The organism is Klebsiella sp. AqSCr, assembly GCF_008452795.1.
GTDB lineage: Bacteria > Pseudomonadota > Gammaproteobacteria > Enterobacterales > Enterobacteriaceae > Klebsiella > Klebsiella pneumoniae.
In genome coordinates this window covers 146,286-166,314 of sequence record NZ_MJDM01000010.1, presented here as the reverse complement: position 1 = coordinate 166,314, position 20,029 = coordinate 146,286, and the positions used below count along the sequence as shown (strand labels likewise).

Genomic DNA, 20,029 nt, shown 5'->3' with positions numbered 1-20,029 from the left:
CGCCGGGGATTAGCCGCCGGCTTTTTTGATGGCGGCTTCCAGCGAGGCTTTGTCTGCCAGCCCCGGGAAGACGGTGATGCTGGCTTCCGTGGCGCCGGTGGTCGGCATCACGATCACGCCCGGCGTGCCGCTCAGACCAATCTCCTGCGCCAGATCGTTTATGCTCTGCAGCACCGGTTCGACGTCGGCGGCCTTCTTCGCATCGAAGCCGGCTTTCTTCGCCTGCTGCTGGATATCCGCCGTCGTCAGCTTGCCTTCGTTATGGCCGGTAGCGTAAATCCCGTTATGGTAGGCCAGATAGGCATCCGCCCCTTTCTGCTGATAGATCTGCAGGCCGGTTTTTGCCGCCTCCAGCGAGCTTTCCCAGCGGCCGCCGAAAATCGGCCACTCTTTGAAGGCGAAGCGGGTCTGCGGGTGCGCTTTAATCACCTGCTCCATCACCGGCGCCAGACGGCTGCAGTAGACGCACTGGTAGTCGAAGAATTCGATCACCGTGACTTTGCCGTTGGCCGGGCCGTAGGTCGGGGTATTTTTATCCTGGGTCAACACGGCGGCGTTCTTCAGCACCGCCTGAGTGGCCGCGCTGGCCTGCTGCTCAGCCTGAATTTGCTGCAGTTTCTGGCTCGCCTGCAGCAGGACTTCCGGGTGAGCGACCAGATAGTCGGCGGCGATTTTGCCGATTTTCGCCTCCTGTTCCGGGGTGAAAGTCGCCGGCGCGTCAGCGGCAGAGGCCATCGCCGGCAGTAAGACAGCGCTCAGCAGGGCGACAGAGAGGTATTTCTTGTGGCCAGACATAGTGGGGATCCTTGCGATAAGTGAACGGCAGGTGAGTCTGGGTGACAAAATATCACCCTTTTTCGCCGAAGCCTTGCCCAACGGCGCCTTGATTCGTAACTTTATTTTTCAGGCTCTCTCTTTCCCGCGCGATAGCGCAGGTCTGCGCCAGTGGTCAACGCGGCCCAGGCGGAGTACCCTGCGCAGCGGTTTTTCTTGCTCTTTTTTCAGGTGGTTTCTCTCGATATGTATGCATTTCTTCAACAATGGGACATGGCAGTGATTATGCTGCAGATTGTCGCCATCGACTTACTGCTGGGTGGCGACAATGCCGTGGTGATCGCCATGGCCTGCCGCAAACTGCCGCCGCAGAAACGCACCAAAGCGATCATCATCGGTACCGTGGGCGCCATCCTGGCGCGCGTTCTGCTGCTGGCGATCGCTTTGTATCTCCTGTCGCTGCCGTGGCTGAAAATAGTCGGCGCGCTGCTCCTGCTGTGGATTGGCATCAAGCTGGTCAGGAATGAGGAAGAAGAGAGCGAGGTTAGCAGCTCTGGCAGCCTGTGGCGCACCGCGATCACCATCACTGTTGCCGATGTGATTATGTCGCTGGATAACGTACTGGCGGTAGCTGCTGCGGGGAAAGGGCACATTGCGCTGGTCGCCCTCGGCGTGGCGATCAGCATTCCGGTTATTGTCGCCGGCAGCAAGCTGGTGCTGGTCCTGCTCACCCGCTTTCCCGCGGTGGTGCTGCTGGGCGGGATGCTCATCGGCTGGATTGCCGGGTCAATGCTGGTCAGCGACCCTACCATTCGCCAGCTGTTTCCCAGCGCCGGCGAGGGCACCGCGCGCCTGGCTGGCGCCGTCGGCGCGCTGCTGGTGCTATTCACCGGATGGCGCCGCCGCCCACGGCCGCAGGCGAAAGACTAATCTTATCCACGGCGCCGTCTACCCCGACGGCGTCAAGTTTCCGCCACTTTTCTTCCCCGTCAGGGCGCATTTGCCCTACGCTTTATACTGACGCCTGTTCCAGGGAATATGTAACCACCGCACTGAGCATAGATGAGATAAAATCATGGAATTGAAGGATTATTATGCCATTCTCGGGGTGCAACCAACCGACGATCTGAAAACCATCAAGACCGCCTACCGCCGCCTGGCGCGCAAATATCACCCCGACGTCAGTAAAGAAAACGATGCCGAAGCCAAATTTAAGGATCTCGCCGAAGCCTGGGAAGTCCTGAAAGATGAGCAACGGCGCGCCGAATACGATCAGCTCTGGCAGCATCGCAACGATCCCGGCTTCGGTCGCCAGCGACAGACCCACGAGCAGAGCTACAGTCAGCAAGATTTCGACGACATCTTCTCCTCCATGTTTGGCCAGCAGGCGCATCAGCGTCGTCGTCAACACGCGGCGCGCGGCCACGATCTGGAGATCGAAGTGGCGGTGTTCCTTGAAGAGACGCTGGCCGAGCAGACGCGCACTATCAGCTATAACCTACCGGTGTACAACGTGTTTGGCATGATCGAAAGCGAAACGCCGAAAACGCTGAATGTGAAGATCCCCGCCGGGGTAGTCGATGGTCAGCGTATCCGCCTGAAAGGCCAGGGGACGTCGGGGGAGAATGGCGGCCCGAACGGCGATCTGTGGCTGGTTATCCACATCGCCCCGCATCCGCTATTCGATATTGTCGGTCATAACCTGGAGATCGTCCTGCCGCTGGCGCCATGGGAGGCCGCGCTGGGCGCGAAAGTGACGGTGCCCACCCTGAAAGAGAGCATTCTGCTGACGGTGCCGCCGGGCAGTCAGGCAGGGCAGCGACTGCGTATCAAAGGGAAAGGACTCGTGAGCAAAACCCACACCGGCGATTTGTTCGCCGTTATTAAAATAGTGATGCCGCCAAAACCAGATGAAAAAGCGCGTGAGCTCTGGCAACAATTGGCCGCCGCCGAAGCCAGCTTCGATCCGCGTAAGACATGGGGGAAAGCCTGATGGCTACAGTAACAGTGACGTTTGCCATTACCGAATTGTGCCTGCGTACCGGGGTGTCGGAAGAGGAGCTGACGGAGATCGTCGGCTTAGGGATGATTGAGCCACACCAGCCGCAGGCGGACACCTGGCTGTTCGACGACAGCGCGGTGACGATCGTGCATCGCGCGGTACGCCTGCGTAACGAGCTGGAGCTGGACTGGCCGGGAATTGCGGTGGCGCTGACCCTGCTGGATGAGAACGCGCGGCTGACCCGCGAAAATCGCCTGCTGCAGCAGCGCCTGGCGCGCTTCCTCGCCCACGGATAGGGGTGCCATCCTGGGTCGTGGCGTTCCGTCTTCGCGCCGGGTGGCGGCTACGCCTTACCCGGCCTACAAATGACATCGAGCCCACCCATTGCACTGGATCCGTAGGCCCGCGCAAGCGTAGCGCCGCCGGGCATGGCCCCAGCCAGGGAGCCGCCTGTATGCCGGGTGGCGGCTACGCCTTACCCGGCCTACAAATGGCACTGGACCCACCATTGCACTGGATCCGTAGGCCCGCGCAAGCGTAGCGCCGCCGGGCATGGCCTCAGCCAGGGAGCCGCCTGTATGCCGGGTGGCGGCTACGCCTTACCCGGCCTACAAACTAAGCGCAGCGCAAGCCGGGGAGTTTCCCGGGTCGCGCAAACCGGGAATAGCGCTTAATCCGGTAACGAACCGGCGAGATTACGCGCGGAGACGCTCTCGCTCACCGGCGCGGGCGGCTCCGGCGCCTTAGCCGGAGCGGCCGCTGGCGCGGCTGCCGGGGCGGGAGAGGCCGGCTGGATCTCAAGGAACGAGGCCAGCATCTTACGCAGCGTTTCCGGTTTAGTATCTTCCGCCAGCAGCGCCGCCAGCATCGACGGCAAGCGGCTATCGACTTCCCCTAACGCCAGCCCCGCCAGCAGCGCGGTACGCGACATATCGCCGCGGTCGCCACGGTGATGGGCCTCAATTTTTGCGTCCGCGAAGCGCTCGCTGGCGCTGATATCCGGGCGCAGGTAAATCAGCACTTTTCTGCGATCCAGAGTCATAGACGCTCCTTAACCAATAATTTTCAGACCACGCACCAGGGCAAACTGCGGCTCTTCAGCCACCACGAAACGATCCTCGCGCAGACCCATCCGTTCACGAATGGCGTCGGCAACCAGCGGCGCGCCGCCGCCAATGACGATCGCGTGCGAATAGCCTTTAAAGCTATCGATGGCCGTCAGGACACGCGTGGTCAGACGTTCGATACTGTTATTGATCACCTTCTTCACCTCAGAAACCGCATCCGGATCGTTGATGTTGTCGGTCAGGTATTCTTCGTCGTGGCGGTTGATGATTATCTGGTCGACGTTATAGCTAGAGGTGTCGGTATTCGCCCGGGCCAGCGCCAGCTTAACGGCGTCGGTCACCAGCGATACGCCCAGCTTCGGGTCGCCGTAAATGCGCGAAACCGAGGTCATCTGCCCGGCGACCATTGAAATATCCAGCGTGGTGCCGCCAAGGTCGATAATCAGCACCGAATGCGACGGTTTCAGCTCATCACACAGGCTGATACCCGCCGGAATCGATTCCGGGCGCACGGTAACTTTAGTGATATTGAACACCACGCCTTTATTCAGTTTAACTTCGCGCAGCAGGCTCTTTTTCTTGCGCTCAATATTGTCGAGGCGATATTGCGCATCTTCATCATAAAATTCGGTCAGCGGCAGGGTGACCACAATTTCAACATCCTGCGGCTCAAGACCGCTGGTCAGCAGCGCATGATGGACAGCGATGGAGTTCAACGGGCTGTATTGCCAGTCAATGTTATTGGTTGGGAGCGCATCGGGAGTGATCAGGTCGAATGAGTACTTTTCATCATCCACCGTGTAGTTAAAAGGCTTCCCCGAACCGAAGGTGGCAGACCAGCCGCGTTTAAAACTGTTGGGGCTGATATGGGTGAAAGTTTCGCCATCTTGCTCCCACAGCATTTTGATATTGGTTGAACCATCATCGATAAAAATGCGCATTGCATTGCTCCATCACTGAGACAAATAAGAGAAAAATGTAAGACCCAAAAAGAGTAGCAAGAGTTAAAAAGCAGCGCAAGAGCACGAAAAAGAGACAATTCTGAGTTTTATTTGAGAACAATCGGAGAAACAAACAGTCCAGAACGCTCAAAAAGAGAAATAATTGAGATAAAATAGAGAACTACAGTTTTCTCTTTCTGTCTTTTTAAGACACTGTTTTTTGCTCAAAAAGAGAGCATCCCTCCCCTCTTTCGTCAGCGGTTTTCGCACGCTTTTTACACCTGATTGGGTACCACAATCGGCCGTTCCGGCTCGACGTCATTTTCCGGTACCCGGCGATATTTATCCAGCAGGTGAATCTGAATCCGTCGCAGCATATCGCCATTCAGTTTGTAATAACGGAAATAGAGAAACAGCGTCAGAGCAAAAAAGAGCGTCGGCAGCGCAATCATAATCGCCTGCATCCCCAGCAGCGTGTGGGGCGACTGCACAACATTCGGCACGTAACCGATGATACCCAGCACGATGGCGATAAACCAGGCCGCAAACGCCGAACCGGCTTTGACTACCAGCGTTTGAACGGAATAGGCGATGCTTTCGCAGCGGATATTCATCGTATATTCGCCATAGTCGACGGTATCGGCCACCATAATAACCTGCAGCACCCAGAACAGCGCGGTGCCGATATTCAACAGCACCCCGGCCAGCGAAATCAGCGCGATGTTGTAAACGCCGCCCAGCGCCATCAGCAACAGCACGCCGCAGCCCAGCACCGGCATGATCGAAGCACCCGCCCACAGAATGCGCCGCGATAGCCCTTTTACCAGTCGTGGGAACAGGATCAGCGTCAGCAAATTCGCCGCCCCGGCGTAGGACATGTAATACGGGAACATCTCCGCGCTGCCAATCACGTAGGTAAAGTAGTAAATCGCAAAGCCAGCGATAATGTTCGCCGCCGTGTTATAGGCCAGCGCCATGCCTAACAGGCAGGCCAGCTGATCGTTTTTATAGATCAGCGCCACCATCTGGCGCAGTGAGAGGTGGCTGGAGTCTTCGCTCACACCACTGTCGGAGGAGTAAACCTCATGCACGTTGCGCAGGGTGACGAGGGTGGAAACGACGAAGAAGGCGATCAGCACCAGAGTGAACATCTGAAAACCGAAACCGCGATCGGCGCCGCCGACGGCGTTGACGAACGGCAGCGTGACGCCGGCCGTGACAAATCCCGCCAGACTGGCGAAAAAGCGCGGGTAAGGCACCAGCTGCTCGCGTTCGCGTTTATCGAGGGTAATGGTCGGCACCAACGACCAGAACGGCACATCCATGATGGTGTAAGTGAAGCCCCACAGCAGGTAGGTTAGCCACACCCACGCCAGCAGCGCCCCGCCGCTGAAATGGTGGGCGCTGAACAGCATATACAGCACCACCGAGTTGGTTATCGTGCCGATCAGGATCCACGGTTTGAACTTTCCCCATCGCGACCGCGTACAGTTAACGATCCATCCCATAATCGGATCGGCTATCGCATCGAGGATCCTTGCCACCAGGAACAAGGTGCCAACCACCCCGACCGATAAGCCAACAATATCGGTGTAGTAATACATCAGGTACATGTAGACGATACCGATAGCGAAATCTTTACCAAAGGCACCAAATCCGTAGCTGAGCTTTGTTGTCATTGAAATACTCATAGGGTCCAGGTCGCTGTCGCCAGCGCCTCCTTTAGCGTTTGATAGAGCGTGACAGGCACCGCCGGGTTCGTTGCCCCCGGCGGCATAAGAGGATTAACGGTGCAGCCAGGCCGGCAGCCAGTCGCCGTGGCTGGCGATCAGATCGTCCACCAGCGCGTAGATCTCTTCGATCCCCAACACCGCGGCGGTGTGCGGATCCATCATCGTGGCGTAATAGACGTAATCGCGATTTTCAGTGAGGATCGCCTCCGTCAGCAGCGTCTGCACGTTGATATTGGTCTGCATGAGCGCCGCCAGATGCGCCGGCAGCGCGCCCACTTTGGTCGGCTGGATGCCGTTGGCGTCCACCAGGCAGGCCACTTCCACACAGCAGCCCTGAGGCAGGTTGTCGATGAGATTATCGTTGCGCACGTTGCCGTACACCACGCTTGGCTCGCCGGTCCAGATGGCGTTCATGATGGTGCTGGCATATTCGCGGGAGGGTTTCACCTCAATGCGCTCCCCGCGCTTATAGCTCTCCAGCTCCTGATGCCAGTTGGCCAGTTGCTCGACGCAGCGTTTAGGGTATTCATCCAGCGGCACTTTATAGCGAGCGAGAAGGTCATCGCGGCCCGGCTTGATAAACCATGGCGTGTATTCCGCGAAATGCTCCGAGGACTCGGTGACAAAGTAGCCCAGCTTTTTGAGCATTTCATAGCGGACGATGTTTTCGCAGCGCGGGTTGCCGTGCAGGTTCGGTTTCGGCGCCCGCCCGTCGGCGTAGGCCTGTAGCAGGTCGGGGTAGATACTGACGTAGCTGCCGTCCGCGAGCTTTTTCTCCAGCGACAGATAGAACGCCATATGGTTAATCCCCGCGCAGCGGTAGCGTAAATCCGCCGGATCGAGATCGAGGTCGCTCGCCAGCTCTTCCGCTGTGCCTTGCACCGAGTGGCACAGACCCACCTGCTTGATATGCGGGTAGCGGGCGTACATCGCCCAGGTGTTCATCGCCATCGGGTTGACGTAGTTAAGCATGGTGGCGTCCGGGCAGACCTCGCTCATATCGTCGCAGATAGCCCACAGGTGCGGGATGGTGCGCAGCGCGCGCATAATGCCTCCCGGCCCCAGCGTATCGGCAATGGTCTGCTCCAGGCCGTGGCGCTTGCAGACTGCAAAATCGGTGACGGTACAGGGCTCATAGCCGCCAATCTGGAAGGCAACGACGACAAAATCGGCGCCCTGCAGGGCGGTTTTCCGGTCGCGGTGGCAGCTGATTTCGCCGTTCGCGCCCACGGAATCCATCAGCTTGCGCACCACGATATGCGACTCTTCCAGCCGGGTTTCATCGATATCCATCAGCGCGATATGCGCCGATTTCAGCGCCGGGCGCTGGAAAACATCACCGAGAATATTTTTGACGAACACCGTCGAACCGGCGCCGATAAAAGTAATTTTTGGGGCAGACATCACGCACTCTCCATCAGGTCATTAAACACTTGCAGAGTGGCACGCCGCTCCCCGCTGCGCTGCCCTGTTCCCGCCGGAGCATTCCCGAAAGCTCAGATCGGCCATTAAGCGCCACAAAATCTGAGATTTCGGGAACAGATTGAGCAAAAAGGAGAGAAAATGGGCCGATTCTTCCGCTAAGCTGTCGTCAGTTCTGGCGAAAAATGCAGCCACTCTGACAATTCAGGAATACGCTAACGATGGAACACCGCTTCACCTCTCCGCCCCCCGATCCCTTTATGTGCAGCAGCGACGAAAAGCAGAGCCGCAGCCCGCTGGCGCTCTACTCCGAGTATCAGCGTATGGATATCGAACTGCGCCCGCCGCACGCCATGCCCACCAGCCACTGGCACGGCCAGGTGGAGGTTAACGTGCCGTTCGATGGCGACGTGGAGTATTTGATTAATAACGAAGTGGTGCGCATTGAGAAAGGCTATATCACTCTGTTCTGGGCCTGTACGCCGCATCAGCTGACCCGCCCCGGCGATTGCCAGCAGATGGCGATATTCAACCTGCCGATGCATCTGTTTCTCTCATGGCCGCTGGACCGGGAGCTTATCAACCACGTCACCCATGGGATGGTGATTAAATCCCTCGCCGCGCAGCAGTTGAGCGCCTTCGAAGTACGCCGCTGGCAGCAGGAACTGAGCCACAAGAATGAACAGATACGCCAGCTGGCGATCGATGAAATCGCCTTGATGCTGAAGCGGCTGAGCCTCGCCGGCTGGCAGCCGATTCTGGTCAATAAAACCTCACGCACCCACAAGAACAGCGTCTCGCGCCACGCGCAGTTTTATGTCAGCCAGATGCTGGAGTTTATCGCTGCCCACTACGACCAGGCGCTGACCGTCAATGCCGTTGCCGAGCACGTGAAGCTCAACCCGAACTACGCGATGGGGGTCTTTCAGCGGGTGATGCAGCAGACCATGAAGCAGTACATTACCGCCATGCGTATCAATCATGTGCGGGCGCTGCTGAGCGATACCGACAAGACCATCCTGGATATTGCCCTTACCGCCGGTTTTCGCTCCAGCAGCCGCTTCTACAGCACTTTTACCCGCTACGTGGGCATGCCGCCGCAGCAGTACCGTAAACTCAGCCAGCAGCGGCGTCACGGCCTGGCCTTGCCGGAGGCATAAAAAATGCCGCCGGGGTTTCCCCAGGCGGCATGATTAACAGCGAAAACGGTTAGTCGTTGATACGCGGATGCTGCTGCACCAGACGCGACCGTTTTGCCTGCAGATCGGCGATCTCCTGATCGATATCTTCGATTTTTTGCTCGATGTTATCGTAGTGCTCGCCAAGGATTTCTTTCGCTTCCTGGATATCCGACGCCGCCGGGGTCGCCCCTTTCAGCGGACGGTTAGCCGTCTCTTTCATCGACAGGCCCGTCGCCATACCCACCACCGCGATAACCATCAGGTAGTACGCCGGCATCATCAGGTTTTGGGTGGTCTCCACCAGCCACGCCGCCAGGGTTGGCGTCAGACCGGCAATCAGCACCGAGATGTTAAAGGCGCTGGCCAGGGCGCTGAAGCGGATGTGCGTCGGGAACATCGCCGGCAGCGAGGAGGCCATCACCCCGATAAAGCAGTTCAGCACCACCGCCAGCAGCAGCAGGCCGGCGAAGATCAGGCCAGTCACGTTGCTGTTGATCATAATGAAGGCCGGGATCGACAGGGCAAACAGCGCCACGCTACCAATCAGGATAAACGGGCGACGGCCGAAACGGTCGCTGAGCATACCGATAACCGGCTGTACAAACAGCATCCCGACCATGATAGCGATGATGATCAGCACCCCATGATCTTCCGAGTAGTGCAGGTTATGCGACAGATAGCTCGGCATGTAGGTCAGCAGCATGTAGTAAGTCACGTTGGTGGAAATCACCAGACCGATACAGGTCAGCAGGCTACGCCAGTGCTTGGTGGCAATCTCTTTAAAAGAGACCTTCGGCCCGTCCTGCAGTCCTTCACGGTCGCCCTGCTCCATGGTGTCAACATGCTGCTGGAACGCCGGCGTCTCTTCCAGCGCATGGCGCAGGTAGAGACCAATGATACCTAACGGTAGCGCCAGGAAGAACGGGATACGCCAACCCCAGTCGAGAAAGTTCTGTTCACCCACCACGCTGGAGATGAGAACCACCACGCCGGCCCCCATCACAAACCCGGCGATGGAGCCAAAGTCCAGCCAGCTGCCCATAAAGCCGCGCTTGCGGTCAGGAGAGTATTCCGCGACGAAGATCGACGCCCCGGTATATTCACCGCCAACCGAGAAGCCTTGCGCCATTTTACACAGCAGCAGCAGGATCGGCGCCCAGATACCTATCGTGGCATACGACGGAATAAGGCCGATACAGAAAGTACTTATCGACATGATCACGATAGTTATCGCGAGAATTTTTTGCCGACCATATTTATCGCCCAGCATCCCGAAGAACAGGCCTCCTAACGGACGAATTAAAAATGGTACGGAGAAGGTACCCAGCGCGGCAATCATCTGTACGCTTGGGTTGGCATCGGGGAAGAAGACTTTACCTAAGGCGTAGGCCACAAAGCCGTAGACGCCGAAATCGAACCACTCCATCGCGTTGCCCAGGGAGGCCGCGGTGATCGCCTTTTTCAGTTTACCATCATCGATGATGGTCACATCCTTAAGGGTGATGGGCTTTATTTTTTTCCTTTTAAGCATATTTTTCCTCTGCTACTCCGCCTTGAGTGCACGCCTCTTCGCCGAATGGCAAGGCCATTCGCATCGTGCGTCAGGAGCGGTGAATTGCTGTGCTCCTCATTTCAAGCGTAGCAGGTTTGCCTGCACTGTCTGCTGACAGAATGTACAACCGAACCTGTTGACGCCTGCTCTGGCTACTGGTGAATAAATGGAGCGGCTCATCGTGATGCTTGATGAAATTGACCTGCTCCCCTTTTTTACCCTAACAGTGTTTATATCTGCGATCAACTTCACAGAAATTTACCGCCTCATTACAGAGTGTCGGAAAATAAATAAGTTCATTTCCTGCCGATCGCGCGGAAATTATTTCGTCGATTTTGCTCCACTTCGGGCGGTTAATTTCAGCGTTTATTCGCTTCTTTCCGGAATAACACCACGGCTATTTTTTAGCAAAAAAACACCCGACAAAAATGGGTGATTGCGCTATAATCATACCCACTTTCGGCTCTCAGCCGCTGTTTAAAGGACCAACGTCCTGTTTTTCGACGACATCATGAGGAGCGTCATGCAACTGCCACACTGCCCAAAATGCGATTCGACTTACACTTATGAAGATAGCGGCATGTACATCTGCCCGGAATGTGCCCATGAGTGGAACCCTGCCGAGGCGACGGAAGAGAGCGACATTCTGATCGTTAAAGATGCCAATGGCAATTTACTGGCCGATGGCGACAGCGTTACCGTCGTGAAAGATTTGAAGGTTAAAGGCAGCTCTTCGATGCTGAAAATCGGCACCAAAGTGAAAAATATCCGTCTGGTCGAAGGCGATCACAATATTGACTGCAAAATTGACGGTTTTGGTCCGATGAAGCTCAAATCGGAATTTGTGAAAAAGAACTGATTTAATTTCGGGTAGGCGGCGCGATTATTTTTTCACATAACCGTCGCCGCTCCCGATATCCTGGTGGCCGTTTGTCCCCCGGCGCATCCTGTTATTTCCCTCGCCGGCAACCGCTATTTACGCTGTCGCCTGCCGTCATATTTCAGCGCCCCTTTTCGCCCTGCCGTCTGGCTCAATCGCCTGCCGGGCGACTACGCTTTACGGGTTACGGTCACTGAGGTATTCACCATGTCCTTAAGTCCCTACCTTGCCTTTGCGGGCAACTGCGCCGAGGCGATCGCCTTCTACCAGCAGACGCTGGGCGCAGAGCTGATGTTTAAAATGACCTTTGGCGAAATGCCGCCCCCGGCGCAGGAAGCGTCAGACGGCTGCCCGTCTGGCCAGAAGATGGCGGATGATGCTATCGCCCACGCCAGCCTGCGCATCAATAATGGCGAGCTGATGCTGAGCGACAGCGCCTTCGGGCCCGATGTGCATTACGCCGGCTTCACCCTCGTCCTCGATCCCAGCGATGTCGCTGAAGGCCAGCGCTGGTTCGACGCGCTGGCTGTCGGCGGGCGCATTGAGATGGCCTGGCAGGAAACCTTCTGGGCCCACGGCTTCGGCAAAGTCGTCGACCGCTTTGGCGTCCCCTGGATGATCAACGTGGTCAAACAAGGCTGACGCCCCCAGGGCGGCCCGGCCGCCCTGTCATCCGCCTGGCATCAACTCTTCATCCTTTAGTCATCGTCACTTAACCGAAATGCAACATAAACCGGTCAGGATCGGCCCACAACGCGAGGAAGCTCCTCGCCTATGCTGTGTGAGGCTTGATGACTATGCACCTGTCCAGACATCCGACCAGTTACCCCACGCGCTATCAGGAAATCGCCGCCCGACTTGAGCAGGAGCTGCGCCATCACTATCGCTGCGGCGACTATCTGCCCGCCGAGCAGCAGCTGGCGACGCGCTTCGACGTTAACCGCCACACCCTGCGCCGGGCTATCGACCAGCTGGTTGAGCGCGGCTGGGTTCAGCGCCGTCAGGGCGTGGGTGTGCTGGTGCTGATGCGCCCTATCGACTACCCGCTTAACGCCCAGGCGCGCTTCAGCCAAAACCTGCTGGAACAAGGCAGCGATCCCACCAGCGAAAAGCTGCTGTCGGTGCTGCGCCCCGCCAGCGCCCATGTCGCCGAAGCCTTTGGCATCAATGAGGGCGAGAACGTGATCCACCTGCGTACCCTGCGACGGGTCAATGGCGTCGCCCTGTGCCTGATCGACCACTACTTCGCCGACCTGCGCTTCTGGCCGGTGCTACAGACCTTCAGCCACGGCTCGCTGCACGATCTGCTACGCGATCGGCTCGACGTCGAACTGACCCGCGTACGCACCAAAATTAGCGCCCGCCGCGCGCAGGCAAAAGAGAGCAAGCTGCTGGAAATCCCCAATATGGCGCCGCTGCTCTGCGTCCGCACGCTCAATAGCCGCGAGGGCGAGTCGCTCACGGCGGAGTACTCCGTCAGCCTGACCCGCGCCGACATGATTGAATTTACCATGGAGCACTGAATGCACTTCGATACCGCCACCCGCCAGCGCTGGATGTCCGTGCTGGCCCACAGTGAACCGCAGGACCTTCTGGCGCGCATGCAGTCCCTGCAGCTGGCGCCGGAATATGAATTGATTCGCACCCCGGAAACCGGGCTGGTACAGCTCCAGGCCCGCATGGGCGGTATCGGCGACCGCTTCTTTGCCGGCGACGCCACCCTTACCCGCGCAGCGGTACGCCTGGCTGACGGTACCCTCGGTTACAGCTGGATCTTAGGCCGCGACCGCCCGCACGCTGAACGCTGCGCGGCGATCGACGCCCTGCTGCAGTCGCCCCGCCATTTTCACACCTTAATGGAAACCCTGATAACCCCGCTGGAAGCGCTACGCAGCGCGCGCATTGAAGCCCGACGCGCCGAAGTCAACGCCAGCCGGGTCGACTTCTTTACCCTGGTTCGCGGAGATAACGTATGACCTTACAACCCGCTTTTACCCTGGCTGTGCAGGATGCCCAACACAGTTTTCGTCGCCTGCTGAAAGCGATGAGCGAGCCGGGGGTGATTGTCTCCCTGCAGCAGCTTCAGCACGGCTGGCAGCCATTGAACGTGGCCTCCACCAGCCTGCTGTTGACCCTTGCCGATCATGAAACACCGGTCTGGCTCGCCAGCGCTCTGCGTAACGATCTGGTGGGACAGAATCTGCGCTTTCATACCGGCGCGCCGCTGGTGGACCAGCCGCAGCAGGCGGTCTTTGCCGTCGCCAATGACGGTATCAGCGCCGAGCAGCTCAACGTCCTTTCCGCTGGCACCGTCACCGCGCCGGAAACCGGCGTCACACTGATCGTTCAGCTTGCCAGCCTCAGCGGCGGACGCATGCTGCGCCTGACCGGGGCAGGCATTGCCGAAGAGCGAATGATCGCGCCGCAGCTGCCGGACTGCATCATCGACGAATTAACCGAACGCCCGCACCCGTTCCCGCTGGGCATCGACCTGATCCTCACCTGCGGCGAGCGCCTGCTGGCGATCCCGCGCACCACCCACGTGGAGGTGTGCTAAATGTACGTTGCCGTCAAGGGCGGCGAGAAGGCGATCCGCGCCGCTCACGCCTTACAGGAACAGAAACGACGGGGCGATGGACGGCTTCCCGAACTGAGCGTCGAACAGATAGGCGACCAGCTCAGCCTGGCGGTGGACCGGGTGATGACCGAGGGCGGCATCGCCGACCGCGAACTGGCGGCGCTGGCGCTGAAGCAGGCCAGCGGCGATAACGTCGAAGCGATCTTCCTGCTGCGCGCCTACCGCACCACCCTGCCGCGGCTGGCGGTCAGCGAACCGATTAATACCGCGGAGATGCGCCTCGAACGCCGCATCTCCGCAGTGTATAAAGATATCCCCGGCGGCCAGCTGCTGGGCCCCACTTACGACTACACCCACCGCCTGCTCGATTTTACCCTGCTGGCCAACGGCGAAGCGCCGTCTGTGCAGCAAGCCGATGGCGAAGCAGAGCCGACGCCGCACGTCTTTAGCCTGCTCACGCAGCAGGGGCTAGCGAAGACCGAGGAAGATCGCGGCACGCCGCCCGACGATATCACCCGCACCCCGCCGGTCTACCCCTGCTCGCGTTCCTCGCGCCTGCAGCAGCTGATGCGCGGCGATGAAGGCTACCTGCTGGCGCTGGCCTATTCGACCCAGCGCGGCTATGGCCGCAACCATCCGTTTGCCGGCGAGATCCGCAGCGGCTACGTGCAGGTGGAAATCGTCCCGGAAGAGCTGGGCTTTAGCGTCAATATTGGCGAGCTGCTGCTGACCGAGTGCGAGATGGTTAATGGCTTCGTCGCCCCGCAGGAGGAGCCGCCGCACTTCACCCGCGGCTACGGCCTGACCTTCGGCATGAGCGAGCGCAAAGCGATGGCCATGGCGCTGGTCGACCGTGCGCTGCAGGCGCCGGACTATGACGAAGAGATTGCCGGCCCGGCGCAGGATGAAGAGTTTGTGCTGGCTCACGCCGATAACGTCGAAGCGGCCGGCTTCGTCTCGCATCTGAAGCTACCGCACTATGTCGATTTCCAGGCCGAACTGGCGCTGCTGAAACGCCTGCAACGGGAGAACGAACGTGGCTAACCCACTGACTGGCTATAACTTTGCTTACCTCGACGAGCAAACCAAGCGCATGATCCGCCGGGCTATTCTCAAAGCGGTAGCGATTCCCGGCTACCAGGTGCCGTTCGGCGGGCGCGAAATGCCAATGCCCTACGGCTGGGGCACCGGCGGCATCCAGCTGACCGCCAGCGTCATCGGTGAGAATGACGTGCTGAAGGTGATTGACCAGGGCGCGGATGACACCACCAACGCGGTGTCGATTCGTCAGTTCTTTAAGCGCGTCACCGGCGTCGCCACCACCGAGCGTACCGAAGACGCCACCCTGATCCAGACCCGCCACCGGATCCCGGAGACGCCGCTGGTGGAGGATCAGATCCTGATCTACCAGGTGCCGATCCCGGAGCCATTGCGCTTTATCGAGCCGCGTGAAACCGAAACCCGCACCATGCACGCCCTGGAAGAGTACGGCGTCATGCAGGTGAAACTGTATGAAGATATCGCCCGCTTCGGCCATATCGCCACCACCTACGCCTATCCGGTGAAGGTCAATGGCCGCTACGTGATGGACCCTTCGCCGATCCCGAAATTCGATAACCCGAAAATGCACATGATGCCGGCGCTGCAGCTGTTCGGCGCCGGGCGCGAAAAGCGGATCTACGCCGTGCCGCCCTATACCCCGGTGGAGAGTCTCGATTTCGACGACCATCCCTTTACCGTGCAGGAGTGGGATGAGCCCTGCGCCATCTGCGGCTCGCGCCACAGCTACCTCGACGAAGTGGTACTGGATGACAGCGGCCAGCGGATGTTTGTCTGCTCCGATACCGACTATTGCCGCCAGCAGAGCGAGGGGCAGAAAAAATGAACCAGCCATTACTTGCTGTGAATAACCTGACCCATCTCTACGCCCCGGATAAAGGTTTTCGCAATGTCTCCTTCGAGCTGTGGCCGGGAGAAGTGCTCGGCATCGTCGGCGAGTCCGGCTCCGGTAAAACCACCCTGCTAAAGGCAATCTCCGCCCGCCTGACGCCGCAGCAGGGCGAGGTGCTGTACCAGCAGCGCTCGCTGTACGCCATGAGCGAAGCCGAACGCCGCCGCCTGTTGCGCACCGAATGGGGCGTGGTGCATCAGCACCCGATGGACGGTCTGCGTCGCCAGGTCTCTGCCGGGGGCAACATCGGCGAACGGCTAATGGCCACCGGCGCCCGCCACTACGGCAACATTCGCGCCACCGCCGAAAAGTGGCTGCAGGAGGTGGAGATCCCGCCCTCGCGCATCGACGACCTGCCCACCACCTTCTCCGGCGGCATGCAGCAGCGTCTGCAGATCGCCCGCAATCTGGTCACCCAGCCAAAGCTGGTGTTTATGGATGAACCCACCGGCGGGCTGGATGTGTCCGTGCAGGCGCGGCTGCTAGACCTGCTGCGCGGCCTGGCGGTGGAGCTGAATCTGGCGGTGGTGATTGTTACCCACGATCTCGGCGTCGCTCGCCTGCTGGCGAACCGTCTGCTGGTGATGAAGCAGGGCCAGGTGGTGGAGAGTGGCTTAACCGACCGGGTGCTCGACGATCCGCACCATCCTTACACCCAGCTGCTGGTGTCGTCGGTGTTGCAGAATTGATGCTGTTTTGCCGGGTGGCGGCTGCGCCTTACCCGGCCCACAGGTGCGTTATTCGTAGGCCGGGTAAGCGAAGCGCCACCCGGCAACTCAACCTCGTGAGAGCTAACATGATCCGCGTTGAAAACGTCCATAAAACCTTTGTTCTGCACCAGCAGCACGGCGTGCGTCTGCCGGTGCTGGCCGACGCCTCGCTGACCGTTAACGCCGGGGAGTGCGTGGTGCTCCACGGTCACTCCGGCAGCGGCAAATCGACCCTGCTGCGTTCGCTGTACGCCAATTATCTGCCGGACAGCGGCCATATCCATATCCGCCACGGCGACGAATGGGTGGACCTGGTCACCGCCACCCCACGCAAGGTGCTGGAAGTGCGCAAAACCACCATCGGCTGGGTCAGCCAGTTTCTACGGGTGATCCCGCGCATTTCGGCGCTGGAGGTGGTGATGCAGCCGCTGCTCGATCTTGGGACGCCGCGCGAAGCGAGCGCCGCCAAAGCCGCCCAGCTCCTGACCCGCCTCAACGTTCCGGAACGCCTGTGGCACCTTGCGCCGTCCACCTTTTCCGGCGGCGAGCAGCAGCGGGTCAACATCGCCCGCGGTTTTGCGGTCGACTATCCGATCCTGCTCCTTGATGAACCCACCGCCTCACTGGATGGCAAAAACAGTGCTGCCGTGGTCAACCTGATCCACGATGCCAAAGCGCGCGGCGCGGCCATCGTGGGGATTTTCCATGACGAAGGGGTACGCCGTCAGGTCGCCGACCGACTGCACTCTATGGGAATGACAGCATGATTATCAATAACGTAAAACTGGTTCTCGACGACGAGGTGGTCCACGGTTCGCTGGAAGTCCATGACGGTCGCATCCTCGCCTTCGCCGAAAGCCAGAGCCGGCTGCCGCAGGCGCTGGATGGGGAAGGCGGCTGGCTGCTGCCGGGCCTTATCGAGCTGCATACCGATAACCTCGACAAGTTCTTTACCCCGCGGCCGAAGGTAGACTGGCCGGCCCACTCGGCGATGAGCAGCCATGACGCCATGATGGTCGCCAGCGGCATCACCACCGTGCTGGACGCCGTGGCGATTGGCGACGTGCGCGATGGCGGCGATCGTCTTGAGAATCTGGAGAAGATGGTCAATGCCGTGGAGGAGACGCAAAAGCGCGGTCTCAACCGCGCCGAACACCGCCTGCACCTGCGCTGCGAGCTGCCGCATCACACCACGCTGCCGCTGTTTGAAAAGCTGATCGATCGCGAGTCGGTGAGCATGGTCTCTCTTATGGACCACTCGCCGGGCCAGCGTCAGTACGCCGATCGCAGCAAGTACCGCGATTATTATCAGGGCAAATATCATCTGACGCATGACGAAATGGACCGTTTTGAAGCCGAGCAGATGGCTCTGGCCGCCACCTGGTCGCAGCCCAATCGCCAGACCATCGCCGCCATGTGCCGCGCCCGCCGTATCGCCCTCGCCAGCCACGACGACGCCACCGAAGCGCATGTGGCCGAATCTCACCAGCTAGGGAGCGTGATCGCCGAGTTTCCCACCACGCTGGCCGCGGCGCAGGCTTCACGTCAGCACGGGATGCACGTCCTGATGGGGGCGCCGAATATCGTGCGCGGCGGTTCCCACTCCGGCAACGTCGCCGCCCACCAGCTGGCGAGCCACGGTTTGCTGGACATCCTCTCATCTGACTATTACCCCGCCAGCCTGCTGGATGCCGCTTTCCGCATCGCCGACGCCGAGGACAATGCCTTCACCCTGCCACAGGCGATCCGTCTGGTCAGTCAGCATCCGGCGCAGGCGCTGGGCCTTGACGATCGCGGCGTCATCGCCGAGGGGAAACGCGCCGACCTGGTGCTGGCGCACCGTCGCGGCGAACATATCCAGATCGACCATGTCTGGCGCCAGGGAAAGAGGGTCTTTTAATGCCAGGAAAACTGATTTGGCTGGTGGGCCCCTCCGGCTCCGGTAAAGATAGCCTGCTGGCGGCGCTGCGCCAGCGCGAGCACCCGCAGCTGCTGGTGGCCCATCGTTACATAACCCGCCCGTTTAACGCGGGCAGCGAGAATCATATCGCCCTCAGCGAACATGAGTTTTTTACCCGCGCCGAGCAGCATCTTTTTGCTCTCAGCTGGCACGCCAACAATACTTACTATGGCATTGGCGTGGAGATCGACCTCTGGCTGCACGCCGGCTTTGACGTGGTGGCCAACGGCTCCCGCGCCCATCTGGCGCTGGCCCGGGAACGCTACGGCGAGGTGCTGGTGCCGATCTGTCTCGCCGTCTCGCCGCCGGTGCTGCGCCAGCGGCTGGAGCAGCGCGGCCGGGAAAATGCGCTGGAAATCGCCCAGCGTCTGGACCGCGCCGCGCGCTATAAGCCGGACAACTGCCTGACATTGAATAACGACGGCAGTCTCCGACAATCGGTCGATGAATTTTTCCGCCTGCTGCGCAGCCACGCGGCGCGCGAAGCGGATCAACTGGTATAAACAAAAGGTGACACGATGAGCCTGACCCTCCGCTTAACCGGCACCGGCGGCGCTCAGCTGGTGCCGGTCTTCGGCTGCGACTGCGCGGCCTGCCGCCGCGCTCGCCGCGAGGAAAATCACCGCCGCCGCCCCTGTAGCGGAGTGGTCACGTTCAACAGCGCCGTGACGCTGCTCGATGCCGGACGACCGGATCTGATGGAACATCATCCCGCCGGCAGCTTTCAACAGGTGCTGCTGACCCACTACCATCTGGATCATGTGCAGGGGCTGTTTCCGCTGCGCTGGGGAGTCGGCGCGTCGATTCCGGTCTATGGCCCGCCGGATGACGCCGGCTGCGACGATCTGCTCAAACACCCCGGTCTGCTTGACTTTAGCCATACCGTCACGCCGTTTGTGATGTTTAACCTGCAGGGGCTGCGGGTGACGCCCCTACCCCTTAATCACTCGAAGCTGACCTTTGGTTATCTGCTGGAGTCGGCCCACAGCCGGCTGGCCTGGCTCTCGGATACCGCCGGGCTGCCGGACAAGACGCTGAAGTTTTTGCTCAATAACCGCCCGCAGGCGATGATCATCGACTGCAGTCATGAGCCGCGCGCGCAGACCCCGCGTAACCATAACGATCTAAACACCGTCCGCAGCCTTAACCAGGTCATTGGCTGTCAGCGGGTGATCCTCACCCATATCAGCCACCAGTTTGACGTCTGGATGATGGATAACCCGCTGCCGACAGGTTTCGAAGCGGGCTATGACGGGATGGAAATAGCGCTGGATTAAA

25 protein-coding genes are annotated in these 20,029 nt (G+C 59.5%); 17 read left to right on the top strand and 8 right to left on the bottom strand.

The window, feature by feature from the left end:
- Positions 1–9: 9 nt before the first annotated feature.
- On the bottom strand, positions 10–795 hold the full coding sequence (locus tag BHE81_RS24625) for a DsbA family protein (RefSeq protein ID WP_002885391.1): 786 nt from the start codon (positions 793–795) through the stop codon (positions 10–12).
- 225 nt (positions 796–1,020) lie between these two features.
- Between BHE81_RS24625 and BHE81_RS24615 the strand changes: the two genes are divergently transcribed.
- Positions 1,021–1,704, top strand: coding sequence for a TerC family protein (locus BHE81_RS24615; RefSeq protein ID WP_004221988.1), 684 nt, complete (start codon positions 1,021–1,023; stop codon positions 1,702–1,704).
- Here BHE81_RS24615 and BHE81_RS28390 read toward each other — a convergent pair.
- Positions 1,661–1,774 carry a hypothetical protein gene (locus BHE81_RS28390; protein ID WP_020316611.1) on the bottom strand — a complete coding sequence of 38 codons (114 nt, stop codon included), beginning with the start codon at positions 1,772–1,774 and terminating at the stop codon, positions 1,661–1,663. The two genes, BHE81_RS24615 and BHE81_RS28390, sit on opposite strands and share 44 nt — an antisense overlap.
- A gap of 75 nt (positions 1,775–1,849) precedes the next feature.
- On the opposite strand from BHE81_RS28390, the gene cbpA reads away from it, so the two are divergent.
- Positions 1,850–2,767, top strand: coding sequence for a curved DNA-binding protein (cbpA, locus tag BHE81_RS24610; RefSeq protein WP_021441050.1), 918 nt, complete (start codon positions 1,850–1,852; stop codon positions 2,765–2,767).
- On the top strand, positions 2,767–3,072 hold the full coding sequence (cbpM, locus tag BHE81_RS24605; RefSeq protein WP_110246478.1) for a chaperone modulator CbpM: 306 nt from the start codon (positions 2,767–2,769) through the stop codon (positions 3,070–3,072). The genes cbpA and cbpM overlap by 1 nt, the downstream gene beginning before the upstream one ends.
- Positions 3,073–3,446: 374 nt before the next feature.
- On the opposite strand, the gene BHE81_RS24600 is transcribed toward cbpM, so the two are convergent.
- The 5 genes from BHE81_RS24600 to BHE81_RS24585 all read right to left on the bottom strand — a co-directional run bounded on the left by BHE81_RS24600 (position 3,447) and on the right by BHE81_RS24585 (position 7,921).
- Positions 3,447–3,818, bottom strand: coding sequence for a plasmid partitioning/stability family protein (locus BHE81_RS24600; RefSeq protein ID WP_004186571.1), 372 nt, complete (start codon positions 3,816–3,818; stop codon positions 3,447–3,449).
- A 9-nt stretch (positions 3,819–3,827) separates the two neighbouring features.
- The gene (parM, locus tag BHE81_RS24595; protein WP_004177778.1) at positions 3,828–4,784 is read right to left on the bottom strand and encodes a plasmid segregation protein ParM domain-containing protein; all 957 of its coding nucleotides are present in this window, start codon (positions 4,782–4,784) and stop codon (positions 3,828–3,830) included.
- 147 nt (positions 4,785–4,931) lie between these two features.
- Positions 4,932–5,054 carry a hypothetical protein gene (locus BHE81_RS28385; protein ID WP_004146677.1) on the bottom strand — a complete coding sequence of 41 codons (123 nt, stop codon included), beginning with the start codon at positions 5,052–5,054 and terminating at the stop codon, positions 4,932–4,934.
- A 5-nt stretch (positions 5,055–5,059) separates the two neighbouring features.
- Positions 5,060–6,475 (bottom strand): melibiose:sodium transporter MelB, encoded by a 1,416-nt coding sequence (gene melB, locus BHE81_RS24590; RefSeq protein WP_004218080.1) that lies wholly within the window; start codon positions 6,473–6,475, stop codon positions 5,060–5,062.
- Positions 6,476–6,568: 93 nt separating this feature from the next.
- The gene (locus BHE81_RS24585; protein ID WP_023302359.1) at positions 6,569–7,921 is read right to left on the bottom strand and encodes an alpha-glucosidase/alpha-galactosidase; all 1,353 of its coding nucleotides are present in this window, start codon (positions 7,919–7,921) and stop codon (positions 6,569–6,571) included.
- Positions 7,922–8,160: 239 nt separating this feature from the next.
- Here BHE81_RS24585 and melR point away from each other — a divergent pair, with 239 nt between their 5' ends.
- Positions 8,161–9,099 carry a transcriptional regulator MelR gene (gene melR / locus BHE81_RS24580; RefSeq protein ID WP_023302358.1) on the top strand — a complete coding sequence of 313 codons (939 nt, stop codon included), beginning with the start codon at positions 8,161–8,163 and terminating at the stop codon, positions 9,097–9,099.
- A gap of 49 nt (positions 9,100–9,148) precedes the next feature.
- Here melR and proP read toward each other — a convergent pair whose 3' ends face one another.
- Entirely contained in the window at positions 9,149–10,651 is a 1,503-nt protein-coding gene (proP, locus tag BHE81_RS24575; protein WP_004177782.1) for a glycine betaine/L-proline transporter ProP, read from the bottom strand.
- A gap of 187 nt (positions 10,652–10,838) precedes the next feature.
- Between proP and BHE81_RS29050 the strand changes: the two genes are divergently transcribed.
- The 13 genes from BHE81_RS29050 (at position 10,839) to phnP (ending at position 20,028) form a co-directional block, all read left to right on the top strand.
- Positions 10,839–11,108 carry a hypothetical protein gene (locus BHE81_RS29050; protein WP_149888841.1) on the top strand — a complete coding sequence of 90 codons (270 nt, stop codon included), beginning with the start codon at positions 10,839–10,841 and terminating at the stop codon, positions 11,106–11,108.
- A gap of 87 nt (positions 11,109–11,195) precedes the next feature.
- Positions 11,196–11,531 (top strand): zinc ribbon domain-containing protein YjdM, encoded by a 336-nt coding sequence (locus BHE81_RS24565; protein WP_004177783.1) that lies wholly within the window; start codon positions 11,196–11,198, stop codon positions 11,529–11,531.
- A gap of 228 nt (positions 11,532–11,759) precedes the next feature.
- Complete coding sequence (gene yjdN, locus BHE81_RS24560; RefSeq protein WP_002885221.1) at positions 11,760–12,194, top strand: VOC family metalloprotein YjdN; 435 nt, start codon at positions 11,760–11,762, stop codon at positions 12,192–12,194.
- Positions 12,195–12,349: 155 nt separating this feature from the next.
- Positions 12,350–13,075, top strand: coding sequence for a phosphonate metabolism transcriptional regulator PhnF (phnF, locus tag BHE81_RS24555; RefSeq protein WP_004177785.1), 726 nt, complete (start codon positions 12,350–12,352; stop codon positions 13,073–13,075).
- On the top strand, positions 13,076–13,528 hold the full coding sequence (gene phnG / locus BHE81_RS24550) for a phosphonate C-P lyase system protein PhnG (protein ID WP_002885214.1): 453 nt from the start codon (positions 13,076–13,078) through the stop codon (positions 13,526–13,528).
- A complete protein-coding gene (gene phnH, locus BHE81_RS24545) occupies positions 13,525–14,109 on the top strand; it encodes a phosphonate C-P lyase system protein PhnH (RefSeq protein ID WP_002885207.1) in 585 nt (194 codons plus the stop codon). Before phnG ends, phnH begins: the two co-directional genes overlap by 4 nt.
- Positions 14,110–15,174, top strand: coding sequence for a carbon-phosphorus lyase complex subunit PhnI (locus BHE81_RS24540; RefSeq protein ID WP_004177786.1), 1,065 nt, complete (start codon positions 14,110–14,112; stop codon positions 15,172–15,174).
- Positions 15,167–16,015, top strand: a complete 849-nt coding sequence (locus tag BHE81_RS24535; protein WP_002885202.1) for an alpha-D-ribose 1-methylphosphonate 5-phosphate C-P-lyase PhnJ — start codon at positions 15,167–15,169, stop codon at positions 16,013–16,015. Before BHE81_RS24540 ends, BHE81_RS24535 begins: the two co-directional genes overlap by 8 nt.
- On the top strand, positions 16,012–16,770 hold the full coding sequence (phnK, locus tag BHE81_RS24530; RefSeq protein ID WP_004177787.1) for a phosphonate C-P lyase system protein PhnK: 759 nt from the start codon (positions 16,012–16,014) through the stop codon (positions 16,768–16,770). Before BHE81_RS24535 ends, phnK begins: the two co-directional genes overlap by 4 nt.
- A gap of 107 nt (positions 16,771–16,877) precedes the next feature.
- The gene (phnL, locus tag BHE81_RS24525; RefSeq protein ID WP_002885196.1) at positions 16,878–17,558 is read left to right on the top strand and encodes a phosphonate C-P lyase system protein PhnL; all 681 of its coding nucleotides are present in this window, start codon (positions 16,878–16,880) and stop codon (positions 17,556–17,558) included.
- A complete protein-coding gene (gene phnM / locus BHE81_RS24520) occupies positions 17,555–18,691 on the top strand; it encodes an alpha-D-ribose 1-methylphosphonate 5-triphosphate diphosphatase (protein ID WP_004151726.1) in 1,137 nt (378 codons plus the stop codon). The genes phnL and phnM overlap by 4 nt, the downstream gene beginning before the upstream one ends.
- On the top strand, positions 18,691–19,254 hold the full coding sequence (gene phnN, locus BHE81_RS24515) for a ribose 1,5-bisphosphokinase (protein ID WP_015959271.1): 564 nt from the start codon (positions 18,691–18,693) through the stop codon (positions 19,252–19,254). Before phnM ends, phnN begins: the two co-directional genes overlap by 1 nt.
- 15 nt (positions 19,255–19,269) lie before the next feature.
- Positions 19,270–20,028, top strand: coding sequence for a phosphonate metabolism protein PhnP (phnP, locus tag BHE81_RS24510; protein ID WP_023285715.1), 759 nt, complete (start codon positions 19,270–19,272; stop codon positions 20,026–20,028).
- Position 20,029: the final 1 nt, after the last annotated feature.